Raw genomic sequence first — 20,070 nt, forward strand, 5'->3', positions numbered from 1 at the left:
CCTCGCCGCACGGGTGCAAAGGCCACGATGCTCCGCATCGAGACCTTCGCCCCCGCACGCCGATGCACCGCACCGAGCACCTCCTCGCGACGGCGCTGGACCACCGGCCACGACCTACACCCGGAACGCTGAGATCACGTCGGCGATCGTGTCGAGGGTGTCGAGGTCGGGGAGGCTGATCATCACCTCGGCCACCCCGGCCTCGGACAGCTCGCGGAACCGCCCGATCTGATCATCGACGGTGCCGGCGTTCACCGACGCCGCATAGCGAGCCGGGTTCACGTTCCGCGGACGCAACCGCCGTACGAGCTCGTCCAACTGCTGCGAGTCCTTGCCGACCAGGGTTGTCGACAGATGCGTCAGCTCAACCGGCCTGTCGCCGAGGTAGGTCGCGGCTTTCCGCACCGCGGCGACATCCCCGAACACATTCACTGCGTCCGCATACCGCCCAGCCAGGCGCAGCGTCCGCGGCCCACTCCCGCCGACGAGCACGGGCAGATGCTCCTGCAGCGGACGCGGATAACAAGTGGTGTCCGGTACGTCGATAACGCTGCCGTGGAACGGTTTGTTGCCAGGTCCCCACAAAATCGGCAACACCTGCAAGGCATCCTCGAGCAGCGCGTAGCGTTCACGCACCGGAGGGAACGGCCAGCCGTACGCCTTGTGCTCCGCCTCGAACCACGCGAGCCCGACCCCGCACACGGCCCGCCCGCCACTCAACACATCGAGCGTCGCCGCGATCTTCCCCAGATGCGCCACGTTGCGATACGTGATGCCCGAAACCAGCGTCCCCAACCGAACCCGCGTCGTACAGGCGGCCAGGTACCCGAGCGTCGTCCAGCTCTCCAGGAAGTCCTCCCACGCCCGCCCCACCTGCGGGATCTGCCGGAAATGATCCATCACGTAGATCGCGTCGAACCCGACCGTCTCGGCCCGCTCCGCCACCTCGCGAATCCACGAAGCCAGGCCTTCCCGACCGCCTGGATATCTGCTCAGTTGCAACCCGAACCGCAACCCCACCGGAGCTTCGGATTGCCGCGCATGCGCCGCAGCCGACTCCACGAACGCATTCGGCACTACGCGCACCGCAGTCGGCCGCAGTACGTCGTCGTACCCCTCCGTCTGCAGCTCTTCCTTCACCGAGGCCCATGTCCGCAGCTGCGACGTCAGTACGTCGGCCGGGATCCGCTTCGCCGTACGCTCCCGATTCCGCCGCCGGCACTCGTCAGCAGGCGTGTCGAAACTCACCGCCACACACGGCATCCCAGCCGCACGAGCCAGGCCGAGCCATCGGACCCGCTTCTCGCGGTCCAGCCCCAACGTGTCGACGACGGTCGTCAGCCGCCTCCCGATCCGTTGCTGCACGACCTCCTCCAGCAACGCGAACGCATCGGCACTCGCCGCGATGTCGTCCTCACCGGCCCCGACCAACGCCCGCAGCCGATCACTCGACACCACCAGTTCGGCCCCGAAGTGCTGCTCCGCCCACGTCGACTTCCCGGACGCCCCCGGACCCACCAGGATCACCATACAAGGCGACGGCAGTTTGAACTCGGACACAAAAGCAGTTTCCACCACCGATACGATTTTCGGATGCGATTGTTCGTGGCCGTAGTGCCACCTCTCGAAGTAGCGGAGGATCTGAGCGAGTTCGTCGAGCCGCGCCGGGACCATCCGGACGACGACATCCGGTGGGCGGCGGACGAGCACTGGCATCTCACGCTGGCGTTCCTCGGTGACGTGCCGGACTGGAAGACCGAGGAACTCGAGGAGCGGCTGGAGTTGGCCGCCAAGCGGCAGAAACCGTTCGAGCTGCAGCTGGCCGGAGCCGGCGCCTTCCCCGGCGTGCCGGACGCCCGGGTGCTGTACGCCGGAGTGCGCGACGAGACCGAGTCGCTCAAACACTTGTCGATGACCACGCGCGCGGCCGCCAGCCGAGCCGGCGTCACGGTCGAGGGCCGGAAGTTCACGCCGCACCTGACGCTCGCGCGGCTGCGGCAGCCGATCGACGTCACCAGGTGGGTGCGCGTCTTCGACACCTACGAAAGCCCTGTGTGGACAGCGGGCAGCGTGCAGTTGATCGAGTCCCGGCTGGGCGAGGGACCGGGCCACAGTGCGGCGTACGTCACGGTAGGCGAATGGGACTTCTTAGGTTAACCTCAGGAAGGTTAGCCGTACCTAATATCCTGAGAGAGTCCCGCCATGCTCGCGAACTACCTGATCGGACTTCGTGAAGGACTCGAGGCTTCGCTGGTCGTCAGCATCCTCGCCACCTTCCTGGTCAAGTCGGGCCACCGGGATCGACTCAAACTGGTCTGGATCGGTGTCGCCTCGGCGCTCGCCGTGGCGGTCGCGGCCTGGGGTCTGCTCCAGTTCGTCACCGCTCTGACCGCGAAGTCGTTCACCACCCAGGAGACTGTCGGCGGGGTGATGTCGATCCTCGCGGTCGGCTTCGTCACCTGGATGATCTTCTGGATGCGCAAGGCGTCCCGCAGCATCGCCAGGGAGCTGCGCGAGCGGATGGGCCAGGCCCTCGAGGTCGGCTCCCGCGCGGTGGTCATCCTGGCGTTCCTGGCGGTCTTCCGGGAGAGCATCGAGACCGCGTTCATCGTGTACGCGTCGGCCGCCACCGCGACCACCGCCGTACCGTTCGTCGGTGTCCTGCTCGGGCTCGCGACCGCGGTGCTGGTCGGCGTCGCGATCTACAAGGGCGCGGTGAAGATCAACCTGGCGGTGTTCTTCAAGTGGACCGGTGCGGTGCTGATCCTGGTCGCGGCCGGCATCTTCGCGTACGGCTTCCACGACCTGCAGGAAGCGAACATCCTGCCCGGACTGCACACGCTGGCGTTCGACATCTCCCACGTGATCCCGCCGGACAGCTGGTACGGCGTACTGCTGAAGGGCATCTTCAACTTCAACCCGGCGCCGTCGGTGCTGGAGGCGATCGCGTGGGTCGTCTACCTCGTCCCGGTGATGGTGCTCTATTTCCTTCCGGTGAAGAGCCCCGCACCGCCCGCCGTCACGACGACGACCGCTCCCAAAGCGGCCTGAATCCCAGGAGAAGTAATGCGCACCACTCTGGCCACTTTCGGTGTCGTCCTCGGCCTCACGGCATTGACCGCGTGTGCGAAGGACGAGCCCGCGGCGAAGGACGACGGCACCGGCCCGGTGTCGGTGAAGGCGTCCGACTCGGGCTGCGACCTGAGCCGCCGTGACGTGCAGTCCGGCACCAGCACGTTCTCGGTCACGAACGGCGGCAGCAAGGTCACCGAGTTCTATGTGTACGCCGACGGCGACCGGGTGATGGGTGAGGTCGAGAACATCGGCCCGGGCCTGAAGCGGGAGCTGATCGTCGAGCTGCCGACCGGCAAGTACCAGGCGGTCTGCAAGCCCGGCATGGTCGGCGACGGGATCCGCGGCGACCTGAACGTCACGGGCGACGCGGCCGCGCAGGTCGACACCGATACCGCGCTGAAGCAGGCGACCGAGAGCTACCAGCGGTACGTGAACTCTCAGGCGATCGCGCTGGAGCAGAAGACCACCGAGTTCGTGACCGCGGTGAAGGCCGGCGACGTCGCGAAGGCGAAGGCGCTGTTCCCGGTCTCGCGGACCTACTGGGAGCGGATCGAGCCGGTCGCCGAGTCGTTCGGCGACCTGGATCCGAAGATCGACGCCCGCGTCAACGACGTCGAGCCGGGCACCGAGTGGACCGGGTACCACCGGATCGAGCAGGCGCTCTGGGTCTCCAACTCGACCAAGGGCATGGAGAAGTACGCCGACCGGCTGCTGACCGACGTGAAGACGGTGGTCGCGAAGGCGAAGGTCGTGAAGCTCACCCCGCTGCAGCTGGCGAACGGCGCCAAGGAGCTGCTCGACGAGGTCGCGACCGGCAAGGTCACCGGCGAGGAGGACCGCTACTCGCACACCGACCTGTGGGACTTCGAGGCGAACGTCGAGGGCTCGCAGGCCGCGATCCAGGCGCTCCGCCCGGCCCTGCAGAAGCGGGACCCGGCGCTCGTCACCCAGCTGGACACCAACTTCAAGGCGGTGTTCGCGTCGCTGGACAAGTACCGCGACGGTGACGGCTTCAAGCCGTACACCGCGACCGAGGCCGAGAAGAAGGCCCTCGGCGCGGTCGTCGACGGCCTGGCCGAGCCTGTCAGCAAGGTCGCCGGAGTGCTGGCGAAGAAATGAGCGACCGTAAAGGAATCTCGCGCCGCGGTCTGTTCGGAGCCGCGGGCGCGGCCGTCGCCACCGGAGTCGCCGGGTACGCCGCTCACTCGGCGCTGGCCGGTGAAGAGTCGCAGGCCGCGGACAACAACGGGCCGGTCGAGTTCCACGGCCCGCACCAGGCCGGGATCACCACGCCGGTCCAGGACCGGTTGCACTTCGCCGCCTTCGACGTGACCACGACGAAGCGGGACGACCTGATCGCCCTGCTGAAGGAGTGGACCGCCGCGGCCGCGCTGCTCACGGCCGGTCGCGACATCGGTCAGTACGGCGCCGTCAACGGGCCGGGCGAAGCGCCGCCGGAGGACACCGGCGAGGCGGTCGGCCTGCCGCCGGCGCGGCTGACGATCACCGTCGGGTTCGGGCCGTCGTTGTTCGACAAGCGGTTCGGTCTCGCGGACAAGCGCCCCAAGGCGTTGGTCGACCTGCCGCACTTCATCGGCGACGACCTCGACCCGGCGCGGTCCGGCGGCGACATCGCCGTACAGGCGTGTTCCGATGACCCGCAGGTCGCCGTCCACGCGATCCGGAACCTGGCGCGGATCGGGTTCGGGCGCGTCGCCGTACGGTACTCGCAGCTCGGTTTCGGCCGTACGTCGTCGACGTCGCGGGCGCAGGCGACGCCGCGGAACCTGTTCGGGTTCAAGGACGGGACGAACAACCTCAAGCTCGAGGAAGCCGACAAGCTCGAGGAGCAGCTCTGGGTGCAGCCGGAGGACGGCCCGGACTGGATGGTCGGCGGCGCGTACCTGGTGTCGCGGCGGATCCGGATGAACATCGAGATCTGGGACCGTACGTCGCTCGGCGAGCAGGAAACCATCATCGGCCGCGGCAAGGGCACCGGCGCCCCGCTGGGCAAGGCCGACGAGTTCGACGCGATCGACTTCAACGCCAAGAACTCCGACGGCGGGCTGAAGGTGCCGACCGACTCACACGTCCGGCTGGCGCACCCTCAGTTCAACAAGGGCGCCGAACTGCTCCGCCGCGGCTACAACTTCGTCGACGGCTCCGACGGCCTCGGCCGCCTCGACGCGGGCCTGTTCTTCCTCGCCTACCAACGCGACCCGCGCAAACAGTTCATCCCCATCCAGAACCAGCTCGCCAAGAGCGACACGATGAACGAATACATCCACCACGTAGGCTCCGCCATCTTCGCCTGCCCCGCCGGAGTAACCCCCGGCACCTACTGGGGCGAGAAGCTCTTCACGTAATCACCGCTTTGCGTCCGAAGAAGTGTGGCCGATAGCCCACACTTCTTCGGACGTAACGGGGTGCTACTTGACCGCGCCCGCCGTGACGCCGGCGACGAAGTGGCGTTGGGCGAGGAGGAAGCCGATCACGACGGGGACGCTGACGACCAGGGCGGCGGCCATGATCTGGTTCCAGTAGATGTTGGTCTGCGTGGAGTACTGGCGTAGGCCGACGGACAGCGTGCGGTTCGCCTCGGTGGTCATCACGGAGGCGAAGAGCACCTCGCCCCACGCGGTCATGAACGAGTAGATCGCGACCGCGATCACCCCGGGGCGCGCGGCGGGCAGGACGACCCGCCAGAGTGCGCCCATCGGGCCGCAGCCGTCCACCAAAGCGGCCTCGTCCAGCTCGCGCGGGATGCTGTCGAAGTACCCGGCCAGCATCCAGATCGAGAACGGGAGGCTGAACGTCAGGTACGTGATGATCAGCCCGAGCCGCGTCCCGACCAGCTGCAGCCCGAACGAGTTGTTGATGTTCACGAAGATCAGGAACAACGGCAGCAGGAACAGCACACCGGGGAACATCTGCGTCGACAGCACCGTGGTGGTGAACACCGTCCGGCCGCGGAACTTGAACCGCGACACCGCGAACGCCGCCAGGATCGCGATCGCCACCGAGAACACCGTCGCCGCCACCGACACGATCGTCGAGTTCACGAAGTACCTGGCCAGCGGCACTGTTTTCCACATGTCCACGAACGGCGCCAGCGTCAGGTTCGACGGCCACCAGGTGAACGCGCCCTGCACGTCCTTCAGCGGTTTCAGCGACGACGTGATCATCACGTACAGCGGGATCAGGACGAACAATCCCAGCACTGTGAGGGTGACACCGCGGTAGATCTTGAAACCTCGGGTCTCACGCACGACGCGACCTCCTTCCGGTGACGAGCAGGTACGCGCCGGTGACGATCATCAGGAAGATCAGCAGCAGCACGGACATCGCCGCCCCGGTACCGAAGTTCCAGGTCAGGAACGACGCGTTGTAGATGTGGAACGTGATCAGGTCACCGGCCGGCGGCTGCGCCGTACCGAACAGCACGTACGGCGTGTTGAAGTCGCTGAACGTCCACAGGAACAGCACGAGGACGAGCACGAGGTTCACCGGCCGCAGCGACGGGAGCGTGATGTTGCGCCACTGCCGGATGTTGCCGGCGCCGTCCACCGACGCGGCCTCGTAGAGGTCCCGCGGGATGCTCTGCATACCGGCCATCAGGGTGAGGAACGCGAACGTCCACAGCTTCCAGCCGGCCACCGTGATCAGCGAGATCAGCGCGTTGCTGCCGATCAGCCAGAACGGCTTCCCGTCGGTGAGGTGCAGCTGAGTCAGCACGTGGTTCACGGCGCCGGTGTCGCGCTGGAGCATGAAGTTCCAGGTCAGAATTCCGGCGTACGCCGGGAGCGCGTACGGGACCAGGAACAAGGTGCGGATGATGCCCCGGCCGCGGAACTCCGGCTGCAGGGCGACCGCTGCGGCCATCCCGAGCACCCACGAGAACGCGACCGTGACGAGCGAGAAGACGACCGTGACGCCGAAGGACTTCAGCAGCCCCTGCCCGACCGCGTTGTTGAAGTCCAGCGCGACCTTGTAGTTGCCGAGTCCGGCGCCGGGCGCGGAGGACCAGTTCGCGATGAAGAACTTGGTCAGCTTGACGAAGCTCATCCAGATCCCGACCAGCATCGGAATGATGTGGATGAACAGTTCCAGCAACACGGCTGGGGCCAGCAGCGCGTACGGCAGCCACCGCCTCAGCCCGGGCCGGTGCTCGAGACCGCGCTTGGTCTTGGGCTTCGCCGGCCGCGTGGCGGCCGGCGAAGCTTGCTCTGTGGCGAGGGACATCAGCTACTTGCCGCCACCTGGTCCTCGGCGGTCTTCAGCGCCGCCTTCACATCGTCGGCGGTCACCGTCCCGCCGGTCGCGATCTTGGCGAACAGCGCGTTCATCGCCTTGCCGACAGTGCTCTCGAACTGGTCCTCGGCCGGCACCAGCGGCAGCGGCTTGGACTTGGTGTTGTAGACGTCCTGGAAGGTCGCCGCCTCGGCCGCGTCGGTGGTGAAGACCGGCTTCGCGTCCTTCAGCACCGGCAGCGACGAGAACGGCTTGCCCAGCGTGGTCTGCGTGTTCGCGTCCGTCATGTACTTCACGAACTTCAGCGCCGCGTCCTTGTGCTTGGTGTTCTTGAAGATCGACAGGTTGATGCCCGCCACGTGGCTGGCCACCTGCTCGCCGCCGGCCGGAGCCGGGAACGGTACGACGCCGTACTCGCCGGCCTTCATGCCGTTGGCAACGATCGAGGAGTCCGCGTTGTTCTGGTTGATGACCATCGCGACCTTCTTGGTGGCGAAGTCGTTCACCGACTTGGTGCCGTTGTCGTACTGCGCGTTCGACGGGTTCGCGACCTTGTCCTTCTGCATCAGGTCGAGGTACCGCAGGACGCCCTGCACGTTGCCGTCACCGGTAAATGTCGGTTTGCCGTCGCTGTTGAACCAGTCGGCCTTGTTCTGCGCCGCGTTGATGAACGCGAAGTGCACGTTCTCGGTGTAGCTGCCGGCCGCCAGCGCCATACCCCACTGGTTCTTCGCCGAGTTGGTCAGCTTCTGGGCCGCGGAGACCATGTCCTCCCAGGTCTTCGGCGGCTGCAGGCCGGCCGCGGCGAACATCGCCTTGTTGTAGTACAGGCCGTAGGCCAGACCGTAGAGCGGGACCGAGGTCGGGTCGGTGCCTTCCTTGCCGCCGGTCGCCAGAGCCGTCGGCACGAACTTGTCCTTGCCCCCGATCGCGGTCATCGCGTCGCCGTCGAACGGCAGGAACGCGTCGGTCGCCTGCAGCGAGGCCGCCCAGGTGTTGCCGATGTTGACCACGTCCGGCGCCTGACCCGAGGTGATCGCGGTCTGGATCCGGGTCTGCAGGTCGTTCCAGCCGATCACCTCGAGGTTCACCTTGATCCCGGTCTCCTGGGTGAACTTCTGCAGGACCGGGGTCAGGACCTCCTTGTCGTTGTCGAGGCTGGTGCCCTGGTTGCTGGCCCAGTAGGTCAGCGTCTGGTCACCGGTGCTGCCGCCGGAGGAATCGTCCTTGCCGCCACCGCAGGCGGCGAGGCTGATTCCCAGGGCGGTCGCCGCAACCGCGGCTACAAGCGAACGCAGTCTCACGTCGGACTCCCTCGTCCCGTCTCGAGCCTCCGCAGACCTGCGGAGGCGGATCGGCCCCATACTGGCCTAACCGGTTAAGTTCCGTAACCCTAACCGGTTCAGTAGGGCCGTGTTCGTTACGACCTCGTGACCCCATCAACCTTCACCCAGGGCCCGGAAAACGCAATCCAACACTCTCCGGAACGACCCGATTTCACACAGTCTTCAAACTGCGCCCAAACCCACCCACCCGCGGGGCAACCCTCCGGTTCCGGGGGCAGGGTCAGGAGCGGGCTGGTCCGGAGGACTCTCGGTGGCGGAGTTCGCCGGCCGGGGCTTCCTCGTGGAGGGTGTTGTCGCCGGTGACGATCCGGAGCAGCAGGTCGGCGGCGGCGCGGCCGCGTTCCATGGTCTTCTGGTCGACCGCGGTGATCCCGGGCCGCGCGAGTTCGCACAACGGCGAGTCGTCCCAGGCGACGATCGAGACCTCACCGGGCACCGCCGTACCCAGATCCATCGCGACCCGGAGCGCCGCGACCGCCATCAGATCGTTGCCGAGCACGATCGCGGTCGGCGGATTCGGCCCGGTCAGCAGTTGGCGCGTGAGTTCGGCGCCGTCGTCGTACCGATAGGTGCCCTCGACATGCCGCACGGTGATCCCGTGCCGCGCTGCGTGCTCCTGCAACGTCTGGACCCGGAGCCGCTCGTGGATGAACGTGAACGGCCCGCTGATGTGCGCGATGTTCGTGTGCCCGAACCCGGCCAGGTGATCGAGCAGCAGCGAGACGGTCTCGTCCGGCGAGCTGATCAGCCGCCCGACAGCGTCGTCCGGCGCGTTCGAGCTCACCACCACGCACGGCACCCCGAGCTCCTTCAGCACCGGGATCCGCGGGTCGTCGTCGTGCTCGTCGAACAGGATGAACCCGTCCACGCGCCCCTGCCGCGACCACCGCCGCAGTACGTCGAGATCCTCGCCCTGCTCGCCCGTGAGCCGGAGCAGCAGCGAGGAGTCGACCTCGTTCAGGTACTTCTCGATGCCGACCAGGGTGCGCATGTAGAACGCTTCGGTCGAGATCAGCGTCGGGTCCCTGGCGATCACGATCCCGATCGTCCGGGTGCGGCTCGCGGACAGTGCGACCGCGGCGGAGTTCGGGTGGAATCCCAGCTCCTCGGCCAGGTCGAGCACCCGCTGCCGGGTCTCGTCGCTGACCCCGGCGCGGCCGTTCAGCGCGTACGAGACGGACGCTTTCGAGATGTGCAGTCGACGGGCGAGGTCGCTGATCGTGACTCGGTGGCTCCGGCGGGTGTTGCCCGCCGTACCGTCGCCGCCGTCACCGGTGCCGTCACTGATGCCGTCGGTCGTGCCGTCGGTCGTGCCGTCACTGTTGTCGTCGCCGTCTGCCACGGGTCCGCTCGTCGTCATCGCCCGGCCGCCCCTCGCACAGACGGAAAAGTGTTCATGTCAGACGGGAGGTTAGCAGCGGCCTTTCAGGGCTGGATTGCGTCCCGAGAATTGGATAGCGTTTTCCCATGCTGCCGACTGAGCCGTTGCGACTGGATTTCCTGCCCTGGGAGTACAAGCGGAAGGCCTCGGACGCGGAGCGCGAGCGGCAGATTGAGCGGCAGGCGCGGCTCAGCGGGTCGGTCGAACTCGCCGCCGACGTGTACGTCGCGGAGTCCGCCGCCGTGTACTGCGACGAGTTGCGGATGGGAGAGCGCTCGTACATCGCCGCGCACGCCTACGTCACCGGGCAGATCTCGCTCGGCTCCGACTCCACCATCAACCCGTTCTCCGCCGTCCGCGGCAAGGTGGTGATCGGCGACGGCGTCCGGATCGGCGCTCACACGTCGCTGCTTGCGTTCAACCACGGCACCGCGCCCGGCGAGCCGATCTTCAAGCAGCCGCACACCGCGGTCGGCATCACGATCGGCGACGACGTGTGGATCGGCTCCAACGTGACGATCCTCGACGGCGTCACGGTCGGCCCGCACACCATCATCGGCGCCGGCGCGGTCGTCACCAAGGACATCCCGGCCGACTCGGTCGCGGCCGGCAACCCCGCCCGTATCCTCCGCTCGCGGACAGGAGCATCCATGTCAGGTGATCTACCGACCTTGCTGAACTCGTTCGCCGCAAAGGCCCGCGAGCAGACCGACGACGTACTCGCGCGCTGCTGGGACGGCTCCCGCTTCGTCGACCGTCCCGGCATCGACCGCGATCCGGAGATCCGCCCGTGGTGCGACGCGATCGAGATCGCGGACCTGCTGGTACGCCGGACGCCGGCCGGCCACACCCGTGACGACCTCGTCCGGCGGCTCCGCGCGCGCCAGGATCCGGCCACCGGACTGGTATCACCCGGAGACCTCTCCGACGACGGTCTCGGCAAACCGTCGGACGCCGAACTCTCAGTCCTGCAAGGGCCCGCGAGCTACCACGTGCTGTGTGTCGGCTATGCCCTCCAGGTGCTCGGCAGCAGCTTCGAGCACCAGATCACGACGGACTTCACCCTCGACGATCTCGACAATTTGCCCTGGGCAAGGAGATCCTGGTCGGCAGGCTCCGGCATCGACGGTCTCGGTACGGCGCTGGCGCTCAACGATCACCGGGAGTCCGGGGCACTCGAACTCTTGATGGGCTGGCTCCTCACCCACGCCGATTCCGCGACGGGCGTGTGGGGCTCGCCGCATCCTGATGACGGACTGCTGCAGGTCGTGAACGGTTTCTACCGCCTTACCCGCGGGACCTACGCCCAGTTCGGGCTCCCGCTGCCGTACCCCGAGCAGGCCGTCGCCACAGTACTTGCCCACAGCAACGACCGGCGGATGTTCACCGGCGACAACTACAACGCGTGCAACGTTCTCGACGTCATCCACCCGCTGTGGCTGGCGCGCAAGCAGACGACGTACGGCGAGCAGGAAGGCCGTCGCTGGGCCGAGGCGCAGCTGCGCGCGATCCTGCCCCGCTGGATCGACGGCGCCGGCTTCGCGTTCGCCCCCGACGGCACCGACGACCGCGCGATCCCCGGCCTGCAAGGCACCGAGATGTGGCTGGCCATCATCTGGCTCCTGTCCGACTACCTCGGCCTCTCCGACGCCCTCGGCTACCGCCCCCGCGGCGTACACCGCCCCGAACCCCTGACAAACCTCCGCTAACACCCGACCGTCCGGTCGTCGCCAGCCAATCCCTTTCTCGGATATCGCGGTGTGCCCGATCGGGTGGGCATGAGGACACCGTGTGGGGCTGTGACCGCTGGTGCGTGCCGGCGGCTGTGATAGTGGGTGGTATGGAGGAACTGCGTGGCGTACTGACTGGACGACTGGTGACACCTGACGACCCGGACTGGGAGCAGGTGCGGCGTGGCTGGAACCGGTCCGTCGACCAGCAGCCCGTAGCCGTGGTTGAGGTGGCTACGCCGACCGACGTCGAGCATGTGGTGGCGTACGCCGCTGCGCATGGGCTGAAGGTGGCGGCGCAAGCAGGTGGGCACGGAGCGACGCCCGCGCTCGACGGGACGATCGTGGTGCGGACCGACGCGCTCGACGACCTGCGGGTCGACACGGACGCCCGCGTCGTACGGGTAGGTGCTGGCGTGCGCTGGGGGAGTGTGCAGACCGCACTGGACGGCACCGGGCTGACCGGACTGCCTGGCTCGACCGGAAACATCTCCGTGGTCGGTTTCTGCACCGGTGGTGGGTTCTCGTGGTTCTCACGCCCATACGGGAGTGGTGCGGCGAGCCTGCGGGCCGTGGAGCTCGTTGACGGCAGCGGTACGCGCCGGTGGGTCGACGACACGGTCGACCCCGACCTGATGTGGGCGCTGCGCGGTGGCGGTGGGAACTTCGGTGTGGTGGTTTCGGCCGAGGTAGAGCTACATGAGGCTCCGGCCATCACCGGTGGGCGGTTGATGTTCCCGATCGAGCAGTCCGAGGCTGTGCTGACGGCGTACGCGAAGGCGACACAGGAGGCGCCGGAGCAGGTGACGCTGTGGGCGTACCTGATGTACTACCCGCAGTCCCCGGCGGTGCCGGACGACGTACGCGGGAAGTCGTTCTGCATCGTCGACGTGATCACGCCGTACGAGCCAGAGGCGCTTGAGGGCGTGCTGGCGACCATCCGGGCGGCGGGTACGCCGGTTGTGGACGCGATCGGTCCGCTCCAGCCGAGCGGCGTGGGGGAGCTGAACTCGGTGCCTGCACTGCCGCAGGCGCTCTCGCTGATCACCAGTACGTTTGACGAGCTCACGCCGGAGCTGATCAGCACGCTGATCGAGTACTGCGGTCAGCCGTCGCTGATCCTCCAGGCACAGATCCGGCACCTGCGGGCCAGTAGTGTCGTCAGCCGCCCCGGAGTGGGTTCGGCTGACCCGGCAGCGCAGTACATGGTGCTGGCGGTGTCGATCGTGCCGTCGCCGGAGCTGCAGGAGCGCGCGGTGGCGGCCTTGCGGTCGCTGCAGGAGACGCTGGCGCCGTGGCGCGCCGATGACATGCCGCCGACCGGACTGTCCGCGTGGGGCTCGCTGACGGACTGCTTCAGCGAGCCGGACCTGGCGAGACTGCGTGAGATCAAGCAGCGGGTCGACCCCGATGGCGCACTGACGGGGAACTTCCCCCTACCCTGACCACGTGGACCCCCGCACGCGCCGACTGGTGACCTCGCTCGTACTGGCCGCCCTGGTCGCCATCGTCGTCGTGGCGGCCTTCCTCCGCTGACGCTAACGTGTGGGCGCATGAGTACCCCCGGTGAGCGTTCGTCGTACCTGATGCGGGCCGGCCTGGTCCGCAACGTGCGTTCAGGGGAGCACCTGACCACGTTCGTGGTGTCCGGGGTCGCGACGGTGCTGATCACTCGGCTGATCCTCAGCCTGAGCGGGTACCCGCAGATCGGCGGCAAGGGCCTGCACATCGCCCACGTGCTGCCCGGCGGGCTGCTGATGCTGATCGCGATCTCCCTGCTGCTCGGGTACGTCGGGCCCGTGGTGCGACCGGCCGCGGCAACGGTCGGCGGGATCGGGTTCGGGCTGTTCATCGACGAGGTGGGGAAGTTCGTCACCTCGGACAACAACTACTTCTACAAGCCGACAGCCGCGATCGTGTACGTCGTCTTCGTGCTGATCGTGCTCGGGTTCCGTTTCCTCACCACGCGCCGGCCGATCGACCCGCGGGAGGAGCTGGCGAACGTCATCGACCACACGGTCGAAGGGGTCGCGGGCGGTCTGTCCAGGCGGCGCCGTGCCGAGGCGGCGGAGCTGCTGCGCGCCGTACCCGCGCAGGTCGAGGGGCGGCGGGAGACGTCCGAGCTGCTTGCCGCATGTCCGCCTGACGAGGTCGAGTTGGCCGCTCCGGTGGACGCGGCCTGGCAGGCGCTGCAGCGTGGGTTCGAGCGCCTCGCCACCCACCCGAAGGCGCCGCCGATCGCCGTCGCCGCACTGGCGGTGCAGTTCGTCGCGGCGCTGGTCATCGCTGCTGTGCTGGGTGAAGGACTCAACCACCTCCCGGTGCTCGGTGTGGCGGCAGGGAGTTTGCTGTCGGCAACGTTCACGGTGCGCGGCGCCCTGGCGTTGCGGAAGGGCAATCGCGCCAGGGCGGTCCGGCTGTTCGAGCTGGCGGTGCTGGTGTCGTTGCTGATGACACAGGTCTTCCAGTTCGCCGCCACGCAGTTCGCGGCCGCCGGTGGGATGTTGCTGGACCTGGTGATGCTGGGGCTGCTCCGGGCGGAGCGAGACCGGATGCGACGCGAGCTGGACAACGCCACGAAGGCTAAGACGCTCCGACTGCCACCCGATCTGGATCTGCCGCCGTTCCCTGAGGATCCGTCGGACCCGGTGTAGCTCTCCACTGCTCGTGGCGGCCGATCAGCACCGGTGACATGGTTGCGATCAGATAGATCGCGCCACCTGCAAGCAGTGCAGGCGCTAGACCTATGGCCGCGACGGCCCCACCAGCTACGAGACCACCAAGCGGTACGCCGGTCCAGCAGACAGCGTTGGACAGCGAGTTGACCCGGCCGAGCAGGTGGCTGGGGATCCGTTCGATCTGGATCGCGCCGAGCACGGGGTTGATGAAGCCGGCTCCGATGCCGCCGACGGCGTACACCGCCATCAGGGTCCAGACCGGCGCATCAGTGGCCATTGCCACGAAGCGCGGCGCTCCGGCGATCAGGAACGCGACCGTGAAGACAAGCTTGCGGGGGATGCGGTCACCGATCGCCGATGCCAGCAAGGCGAACAGCGTCGCCGTCACTCCGAACGACGTGAGGATCAGGCTGGTGTGGCCAGGACCGTAGCCGTGATCCTTGATCCAGACGGGCAGCAGTACCGTGCTGGTCGCGGCGTCCAGCAGGTTGGTCACAGCAATCATGACGACCAGCGGCAGCAGGAGCTTTTCGGTCCGCAGGAACGTCCAACCCTCGAGCAGTTGGCGGCCGTAGCCCTGCTCTTCCGTTGGTGCGGGCGTTGCGTACTTGGGGACCCAGCGGGCGATCAGTACGGCGCAGATGCCGAACGACACCGCGTCGATCCAGAGGGCGTTGACTGCTCCGACCAGGGTGATGAGGCCGCCGGCGAGCGCGAACGCGAAGAATCCCGCCAGGCGTTCCGTCGTACTCTCCAGGCCTGTCACTCGCTCCAGCGGGACCCGCGCGACCCGGGCGATGTCCGGGATCAGCGTCGACTTGGCGGAGTCGCCTGGTCCACGCAGTGCACCGGCGATCGCGACCAGTGCCAGCAGGGTTGGGAAGTGCAGGAGGCCCAGCTCGTGCAGGAGGGGGATCAGTGCGACCACCGCTGTACTGGCGGTGTCTGCCACGACGCTGATCCGACGTGCCCCGACCTTGTCGATCAGGGGCCCGCCGATTGCCTTCACTATGACCAGCGGCGCCATCTCCGCCATCGCCACGAGACCAGTCTTGACCGGGGACCCCGTGGTGATCAGGACGAACCACGGGATCGCGATCGCGCTGACCCGGGTCCCGCAGATCGACACCACGTTCGCCACCAGGAACGCCGCCAACGGCGCCCGGTTTCTCTTCATCGTCGCCCCCTAGTCCTGCTGGCGCGTCTCGCGTGGGAACGCCTGGATCTGCACGGTGACCTGCTCGGCGCCTTCCGGGAGCGGAGCGGTGAGGTCCGGCGTCTTGTACTTCTCCAGGACCGCCATGACCTCCCGCATCATCGCGTCGAGCTGGTCGGCCCGGAGGTGGAAGAAGTAGTCCGAGAGCACGCTGGCGTCGCGCCAGTCGTCGGGCATCGTCTGCATCGCGTCGATGAAGCCGAAGATGTTCTCCGCGTACGTCTGGCCGACGCCGTGCAGGAAGCCCAGGGCCAGCTCGGGCTCCTGGTTCAGCAGCTCGGCCGCGTTGAACTCGGTGCCCTGGTGCGCCGACTTCCACCAGCGGTCGCGGGCGTTGCCGCGGCTGTCGTCCTCGACCACCAGACCGGCCTCCGCCAGTTGGCGGAGGTGGTAGCTGGTCGCACCGGTGTTCACGCCGAGCCGGCCGGCCAGGGTGGTGGCGGTCTGCGGGCCGTAGACCCGGAGGAGGCCCAGGATCCGGTTCCGCGTCGGGTGTGCGAGGGCGCGCACCAGGTGGCGGTCCAGCTGGACCGTGCGTGCCGGCTCCACGCCCTGCTTCCCCTCGCCCTGCTTCCCCTCGCTCTGGTTCTCCACGCCCTGGTTCTCGTCGCTCATGGTTCTGAGCATAGGACTGCAAAGACTCTTTGCAAATAGGTTTTGCAAAGAAGTTGTGCGGTTCGGTTGTCCACAGGTTGCGAATCGGTGGGTCGGAGGCGGCGGGATCGCGGCATCTTCTCTGTCGACCACGGATCCACCGAGGAAATGGAGAGAACCAGCGATGATGCGCGTGATGCTCGAGGACGCCGACTACTGCGACGTGCCGGCCGACCTGATGACGTTCGACGACGGGGCGGTGGTGTTCTGGCGGGAGGGCGAGGAGGTCGGCCGCCACCGGCAGGCGCGGATCCGGTCGCTCGAGCCGCTGAACCTGCGCTCGATGACCCAGAAGATCAAGCGCGCCCGGAAGACGCACCCCAACGCGTTCCGCCAGTGGAGTCCCGACGACGAGCACACCCTGATCGAGATGTACAACAACAGCGCGACCTTGGAGGAACTCGTCGCCGCCCTGGGCCGCCAGGAGGGCGGCATCATCACCCGCCTCAGAGGGCTCGGGCTGCTCGCCGACGACCAGCAACTCCCATGAGCCGGCCGGGGGTGACTGCGGCGGGTTCATCGGTTGCGACGGTGGGTGGGCGAGACCCTTTTGTGATCGACCCGATGGGTCGGGGACAATGGCGCAGTGCAGCCAGAGGTGCGGTCGGACGAGTCGGTGCTGCCGGAGGAGTCCGGAGCGCGGGCGGTGATCCGTTCTGCCCTCCTCGACCAGAGCGGTTTGGTGCGCGGTCTGGCCTCGGGCCGGCGCCGTGGCCTGGAGCCGCCGTCGTACCTGCGGGCGGAGGTGCGGTACGTCGACTTGAAGGGGCAGCGGCACCTGCAGATCACCGAGTTCGACGAGCGCCAGGCGCACACGCGCAACGTGGCGGGCGCGGATCTGGAGAAGGCGGTCGAGGAGCTCCTCGACGCGTCGTACGGGTCGTGGCACGTCGAGACGACGAGCGAGACGCTGCGGATGCGGTACACCAAGAAGGGCAAGGAGCTGCTGCACCGGCAGGAGGACCTCCGGGAGCAGGAGACCGGCCACGACCGGGTGAAGCGCCGGGTGCTCGATCCGGCGGCGCCGTTCCTGATCGAGCTCGGGATCAGCGACCACCAGGGCCGGGTGAAGCCGTCCCGGCAGGCGAAGTACAAGCAGATCGAGGAGTTCTGCAAGCTGCTCGCGCCGGCGCTCGACGATGCGGTCGCGGCGGGGCGGGTCGCGGCTGGGCGGCCACTGCAGGTGGTCGACCTCGGCTGCGGGAACGCGTACCTCACGCTGGCGGCGTACCACCTGCTCACCGAGGCCGGGCACGACGTCCGGATGACCGGTATCGACCACAACCCGGCGGCGCGGAAGCGGAACACGCGGGTGGTCGAGGCACTCGGCTGGCAGGAGCACCTGCGGTTCCTGGACGCGACCATCGAGGGTGCCGAGCTGGACGTCCGGCCCGACGTCGTCCTGGCGCTGCACGCCTGCGACACCGCGACCGACGACGCGCTGGCGCGGGCCGTCGGCTGGGAGGCTTCACTGGTGCTCGCGGCCCCATGTTGTCATCACGACATCCAAAAGCAGCTCAAGAGCGTCACACCACCGGCGCCTTATGCGCTGATGACGAGATATGGCATCGTTCGTGAGCGGTTCGCCGACGTCCTGACGGACTCCCTGCGGGCGGCTGTGCTCCGACAGGTCGGTTACCGGGTGGAGGTCGTGCAGTTCGTGGACAGTCAGCACACGCCGCGCAATCTGTTGCTCCGCGCTGCGCGGACCGGTGCCAAGCCGACCGCGGACTTGCAGGCCGAGTACCGGTCGATGGTCACCGAATGGCAGGTGACGCCGCGGTTGGCACAGCTGCTGCTTCCGCCGTCCGAACAAACCCCGGTCACCGAGGTGGTGTCGTGAGACAGGTCCGGACCGCGCTCGCTCTGCTGGGGGCGACGCTGTGCACGCTCGCGGGTGTGGCGCTGCCCGCGTCACCGGCCGCGGCGAGCGTGGACGCGGGGCCGACGACGCCGGCGCCGAAGAAGCTGTACACGATCCAAGACGATCGGATCCACGAATCGTCCGGACTGGCGAAGAGCGTCAAGCACCCGGGGATCTACTGGACCGTGAACGACTCCGGTGACCCCGGGCGGGTGTTCGCCCTGGACGCCACCGGCAAGGTGAAAGCCGTCCTGCGGTTCGGTGCGAAGGTCACCGACGTGGAGGCGCTCGGCGTGGACCGGGACGGCACGATCTACATCGCGGACATCGGCGACAACAAGGAGAACCGGGACCAGATCGAGATCTATACGATCCCGGAGCCGGAAACCCTCGAGGACCAGTCGAACGTCAAGTACCACCGGTTCGACTTCAAGTACCCCGACGGGGCCCACGACGCCGAGACCCTGCTGATCGAGCCGGGGACCAGCCAGCTCTACATCGTCACCAAGGCTCTCAAGGGCACCGGCGCGATCTACGCGGCGCCGCCTGCACCGTCCCGCGAAGGCACGAACGACCTGACCAAGCTCGCCGCGGCGCCGTCTGGGGTGATCACCGACGGGACGTTCCTGCCGGACGGTCAGCGAGTGGTGCTGCGCACGTACGTCGACGTGACGACCGTCGCCTGGGGCGAGACCCCCAACGCCATCGCCCGCGGCGCCGCACCGCTCGGCCAGGGGGAGACCGTTGCCGTCGGCCCGACCGACGGAACCGTCCTGGTCGGCAGCGAAGGCCCGAACTCGGCTGTCTACCAGGTGCAGGTGCCCGCCAAGGCCGCCGCATCCACGCCCCCCACAGCCAGCGCCACCCCCAAGCCGGCGACGACTGACAGCAACAGCTCCGACGCCGGCAAGAGCCACAACCTCCGCTGGATCATCATCGGCGCCGCCCTCTTCGCCCTCATCATCACCGTCATCACCTTCCCCCCCGGCCGCCGCGAACGCCAAGACCGCCAAGCCGAAAACGCCCGCCTAACAGGCCAATCCCCACCCACCCCCCACCGCCGCCCCCACTCCTAACCTCACACCCGTCGCCCGTCGCGCCAGCTCCCACGGCGCCAGCGTGCGCCGCGCCAGCTCCCACGGCGCCAGCGTGCGCCGCGCCAGCTCCCACTGCGCCAGCGTGCGCCGCGCCAGCACTCGCCCCACCCCGCCGGGTCAGCGTGCGGCGCGACTCCATCGGGCGCGGCGGTCTGGCGTTGGGTGGACCTCCACCACTCACCAACTGGCCGGCGTCGGTGCGCCTTACGCTCAGCGGGCGCCGTGAATCGGCCGACAGGCGTCGTTCGTGAGTGGTGAAGATCCGCTGGTAGTCGGTTGTGGGTGGGTATGCCAAGGGGCAATCCGTCGCCGGAGAAACCAACCCGCTCTGGTGACTGATGTGGGTGGTCGACGGGTCCCAGGGCGGCGCTCGGTCTGGTGTGATCAGCAGCTCGACAGGACCTGTCGAGTGGGCGGGTAGTGCACCTGAGCGTGAACGCGTCCATGCGTACGGCATCTCGCCGGTGTACTACCTGTCGAGCGCGCACATCACTCGGCCTGCGAGGGGCCGTGCTGCTACCAACCCGATCATCCAGCTGGCCACCCGGCGTGGCAGCCCCACGCCAGCGCGTCGGCAGGTCACCACTGGCGGGTTATGTCACTGCTGGCCTCTTGCTTCCCCCATCGGACACATAACCCGCCGGCGGGCAACGCAACACCCACACCTCCGGCAGGAGAGCCGGATATCCCCTGGTGTTGTGGGGTGTAGCCGGCTATAACAAAGGGGAAACCACCAACCCCCCGGATATAACCAACAAATAGGGGGCGCCGGGGGATG

General features: G+C 67.8%; 17 protein-coding genes. 10 read left to right on the forward strand and 7 right to left on the reverse strand.

Features of this window, described 5'->3' with window-relative positions; genetic code table 11:
- Positions 1-114 precede the first annotated feature (114 nt).
- Positions 115-1,560, reverse strand: coding sequence for an LLM class flavin-dependent oxidoreductase (locus ACWF0M_RS36185; protein ID WP_452240273.1), 1,446 nt, complete (start codon positions 1,558-1,560; stop codon positions 115-117).
- Positions 1,561-1,593: 33 nt separating this feature from the next.
- Between ACWF0M_RS36185 and thpR the strand changes: the two genes are divergently transcribed.
- The 4 genes from thpR to efeB are packed head-to-tail and all read left to right on the forward strand — an operon-like array spanning position 1,594 to position 5,441.
- Positions 1,594-2,157, forward strand: a complete 564-nt coding sequence (gene thpR / locus ACWF0M_RS36190) for an RNA 2',3'-cyclic phosphodiesterase (protein ID WP_452240274.1) — start codon at positions 1,594-1,596, stop codon at positions 2,155-2,157.
- Between the two features lie 45 nt (positions 2,158-2,202).
- Entirely contained in the window at positions 2,203-3,051 is an 849-nt protein-coding gene (gene efeU, locus ACWF0M_RS36195; protein WP_452240275.1) for an iron uptake transporter permease EfeU, read from the forward strand.
- A gap of 15 nt (positions 3,052-3,066) precedes the next feature.
- Positions 3,067-4,194 carry an iron uptake system protein EfeO gene (efeO, locus tag ACWF0M_RS36200; RefSeq protein WP_452240276.1) on the forward strand — a complete coding sequence of 376 codons (1,128 nt, stop codon included), beginning with the start codon at positions 3,067-3,069 and terminating at the stop codon, positions 4,192-4,194.
- Positions 4,191-5,441, forward strand: coding sequence for an iron uptake transporter deferrochelatase/peroxidase subunit (gene efeB, locus ACWF0M_RS36205; protein ID WP_452240277.1), 1,251 nt, complete (start codon positions 4,191-4,193; stop codon positions 5,439-5,441). The genes efeO and efeB overlap by 4 nt, the downstream gene beginning before the upstream one ends.
- Positions 5,442-5,504: 63 nt before the next feature.
- Here efeB and ACWF0M_RS36210 read toward each other — a convergent pair whose 3' ends face one another.
- The 4 genes from ACWF0M_RS36210 to ACWF0M_RS36225 form a co-directional block, all read right to left on the reverse strand.
- Positions 5,505-6,344, reverse strand: a complete 840-nt coding sequence (locus ACWF0M_RS36210) for a carbohydrate ABC transporter permease (protein ID WP_452240278.1) — start codon at positions 6,342-6,344, stop codon at positions 5,505-5,507.
- A complete protein-coding gene (locus ACWF0M_RS36215; RefSeq protein ID WP_452240279.1) occupies positions 6,337-7,317 on the reverse strand; it encodes a carbohydrate ABC transporter permease in 981 nt (326 codons plus the stop codon). The genes ACWF0M_RS36210 and ACWF0M_RS36215 overlap by 8 nt, the downstream gene beginning before the upstream one ends.
- Entirely contained in the window at positions 7,317-8,630 is a 1,314-nt protein-coding gene (locus ACWF0M_RS36220) for an ABC transporter substrate-binding protein (RefSeq protein WP_452240280.1), read from the reverse strand. Before ACWF0M_RS36220 ends, ACWF0M_RS36215 begins: the two co-directional genes overlap by 1 nt.
- A 262-nt stretch (positions 8,631-8,892) precedes the next feature.
- Positions 8,893-10,014, reverse strand: coding sequence for a LacI family DNA-binding transcriptional regulator (locus tag ACWF0M_RS36225; protein WP_452240281.1), 1,122 nt, complete (start codon positions 10,012-10,014; stop codon positions 8,893-8,895).
- Between the two features lie 125 nt (positions 10,015-10,139).
- Between ACWF0M_RS36225 and ACWF0M_RS36230 the strand changes: the two genes are divergently transcribed.
- From ACWF0M_RS36230 to ACWF0M_RS36240, 3 genes are all read left to right on the forward strand, one after another.
- On the forward strand, positions 10,140-11,762 hold the full coding sequence (locus tag ACWF0M_RS36230; protein WP_452240282.1) for a DapH/DapD/GlmU-related protein: 1,623 nt from the start codon (positions 10,140-10,142) through the stop codon (positions 11,760-11,762).
- A 131-nt stretch (positions 11,763-11,893) separates the two neighbouring features.
- On the forward strand, positions 11,894-13,228 hold the full coding sequence (locus tag ACWF0M_RS36235) for an FAD-binding oxidoreductase (protein WP_452240283.1): 1,335 nt from the start codon (positions 11,894-11,896) through the stop codon (positions 13,226-13,228).
- A gap of 108 nt (positions 13,229-13,336) precedes the next feature.
- The gene (locus tag ACWF0M_RS36240) at positions 13,337-14,437 is read left to right on the forward strand and encodes a hypothetical protein (RefSeq protein WP_452240284.1); all 1,101 of its coding nucleotides are present in this window, start codon (positions 13,337-13,339) and stop codon (positions 14,435-14,437) included.
- On the opposite strand, the gene ACWF0M_RS36245 is transcribed toward ACWF0M_RS36240, so the two are convergent.
- Together ACWF0M_RS36245 and ACWF0M_RS36250 are read right to left on the reverse strand one after the other, a co-directional pair.
- Positions 14,367-15,638, reverse strand: a complete 1,272-nt coding sequence (locus ACWF0M_RS36245; RefSeq protein WP_452240285.1) for an MFS transporter — start codon at positions 15,636-15,638, stop codon at positions 14,367-14,369. The genes ACWF0M_RS36240 and ACWF0M_RS36245 overlap by 71 nt on opposite strands.
- Positions 15,639-15,647: 9 nt before the next feature.
- On the reverse strand, positions 15,648-16,292 hold the full coding sequence (locus ACWF0M_RS36250; protein WP_452240286.1) for an ArsR/SmtB family transcription factor: 645 nt from the start codon (positions 16,290-16,292) through the stop codon (positions 15,648-15,650).
- A gap of 163 nt (positions 16,293-16,455) precedes the next feature.
- Here ACWF0M_RS36250 and ACWF0M_RS36255 point away from each other — a divergent pair, with 163 nt between their 5' ends.
- From ACWF0M_RS36255 to ACWF0M_RS36265, 3 genes are all read left to right on the forward strand, one after another.
- Entirely contained in the window at positions 16,456-16,821 is a 366-nt protein-coding gene (locus ACWF0M_RS36255) for a hypothetical protein (protein WP_452240287.1), read from the forward strand.
- Between the two features lie 96 nt (positions 16,822-16,917).
- The gene (locus tag ACWF0M_RS36260) at positions 16,918-18,174 is read left to right on the forward strand and encodes a class I SAM-dependent methyltransferase (RefSeq protein ID WP_452240288.1); all 1,257 of its coding nucleotides are present in this window, start codon (positions 16,918-16,920) and stop codon (positions 18,172-18,174) included.
- Positions 18,171-19,271: a hypothetical protein gene (locus ACWF0M_RS36265; RefSeq protein WP_452240289.1), complete on the forward strand. Its 1,101-nt coding sequence runs from the start codon at positions 18,171-18,173 to the stop codon at positions 19,269-19,271. The genes ACWF0M_RS36260 and ACWF0M_RS36265 overlap by 4 nt, the downstream gene beginning before the upstream one ends.
- Positions 19,272-20,070: the final 799 nt, after the last annotated feature.

It is taken from the genome of Kribbella sp. NPDC055110 (assembly GCF_053607525.1).

What these genes read in the sequence shown, in the direction of transcription:
- thpR (WP_452240274.1), top strand. Translation starts at nt 1,594, where the DNA reads ATGCGATTGTTCGTGGCCGTAGTGCCACCTCTCGAAGTAGCGGAGGAT.
- efeU (WP_452240275.1), top strand. Translation starts at nt 2,203, where the DNA reads ATGCTCGCGAACTACCTGATCGGACTTCGTGAAGGACTCGAGGCTTCG.
- efeO (WP_452240276.1), top strand. Translation starts at nt 3,067, where the DNA reads ATGCGCACCACTCTGGCCACTTTCGGTGTCGTCCTCGGCCTCACGGCA.
- efeB (WP_452240277.1), top strand. Translation starts at nt 4,191, where the DNA reads ATGAGCGACCGTAAAGGAATCTCGCGCCGCGGTCTGTTCGGAGCCGCG.
- ACWF0M_RS36215 (WP_452240279.1), bottom strand. Translation starts at nt 7,317, where the DNA reads ATGTCCCTCGCCACAGAGCAAGCTTCGCCGGCCGCCACGCGGCCGGCG.
- ACWF0M_RS36230 (WP_452240282.1), top strand. Translation starts at nt 10,140, where the DNA reads ATGCTGCCGACTGAGCCGTTGCGACTGGATTTCCTGCCCTGGGAGTAC.
- ACWF0M_RS36235 (WP_452240283.1), top strand. Translation starts at nt 11,894, where the DNA reads ATGGAGGAACTGCGTGGCGTACTGACTGGACGACTGGTGACACCTGAC.
- ACWF0M_RS36240 (WP_452240284.1), top strand. Translation starts at nt 13,337, where the DNA reads ATGAGTACCCCCGGTGAGCGTTCGTCGTACCTGATGCGGGCCGGCCTG.
- ACWF0M_RS36245 (WP_452240285.1), bottom strand. Translation starts at nt 15,638, where the DNA reads ATGAAGAGAAACCGGGCGCCGTTGGCGGCGTTCCTGGTGGCGAACGTG.
- ACWF0M_RS36250 (WP_452240286.1), bottom strand. Translation starts at nt 16,292, where the DNA reads ATGAGCGACGAGAACCAGGGCGTGGAGAACCAGAGCGAGGGGAAGCAG.
- ACWF0M_RS36255 (WP_452240287.1), top strand. Translation starts at nt 16,456, where the DNA reads ATGATGCGCGTGATGCTCGAGGACGCCGACTACTGCGACGTGCCGGCC.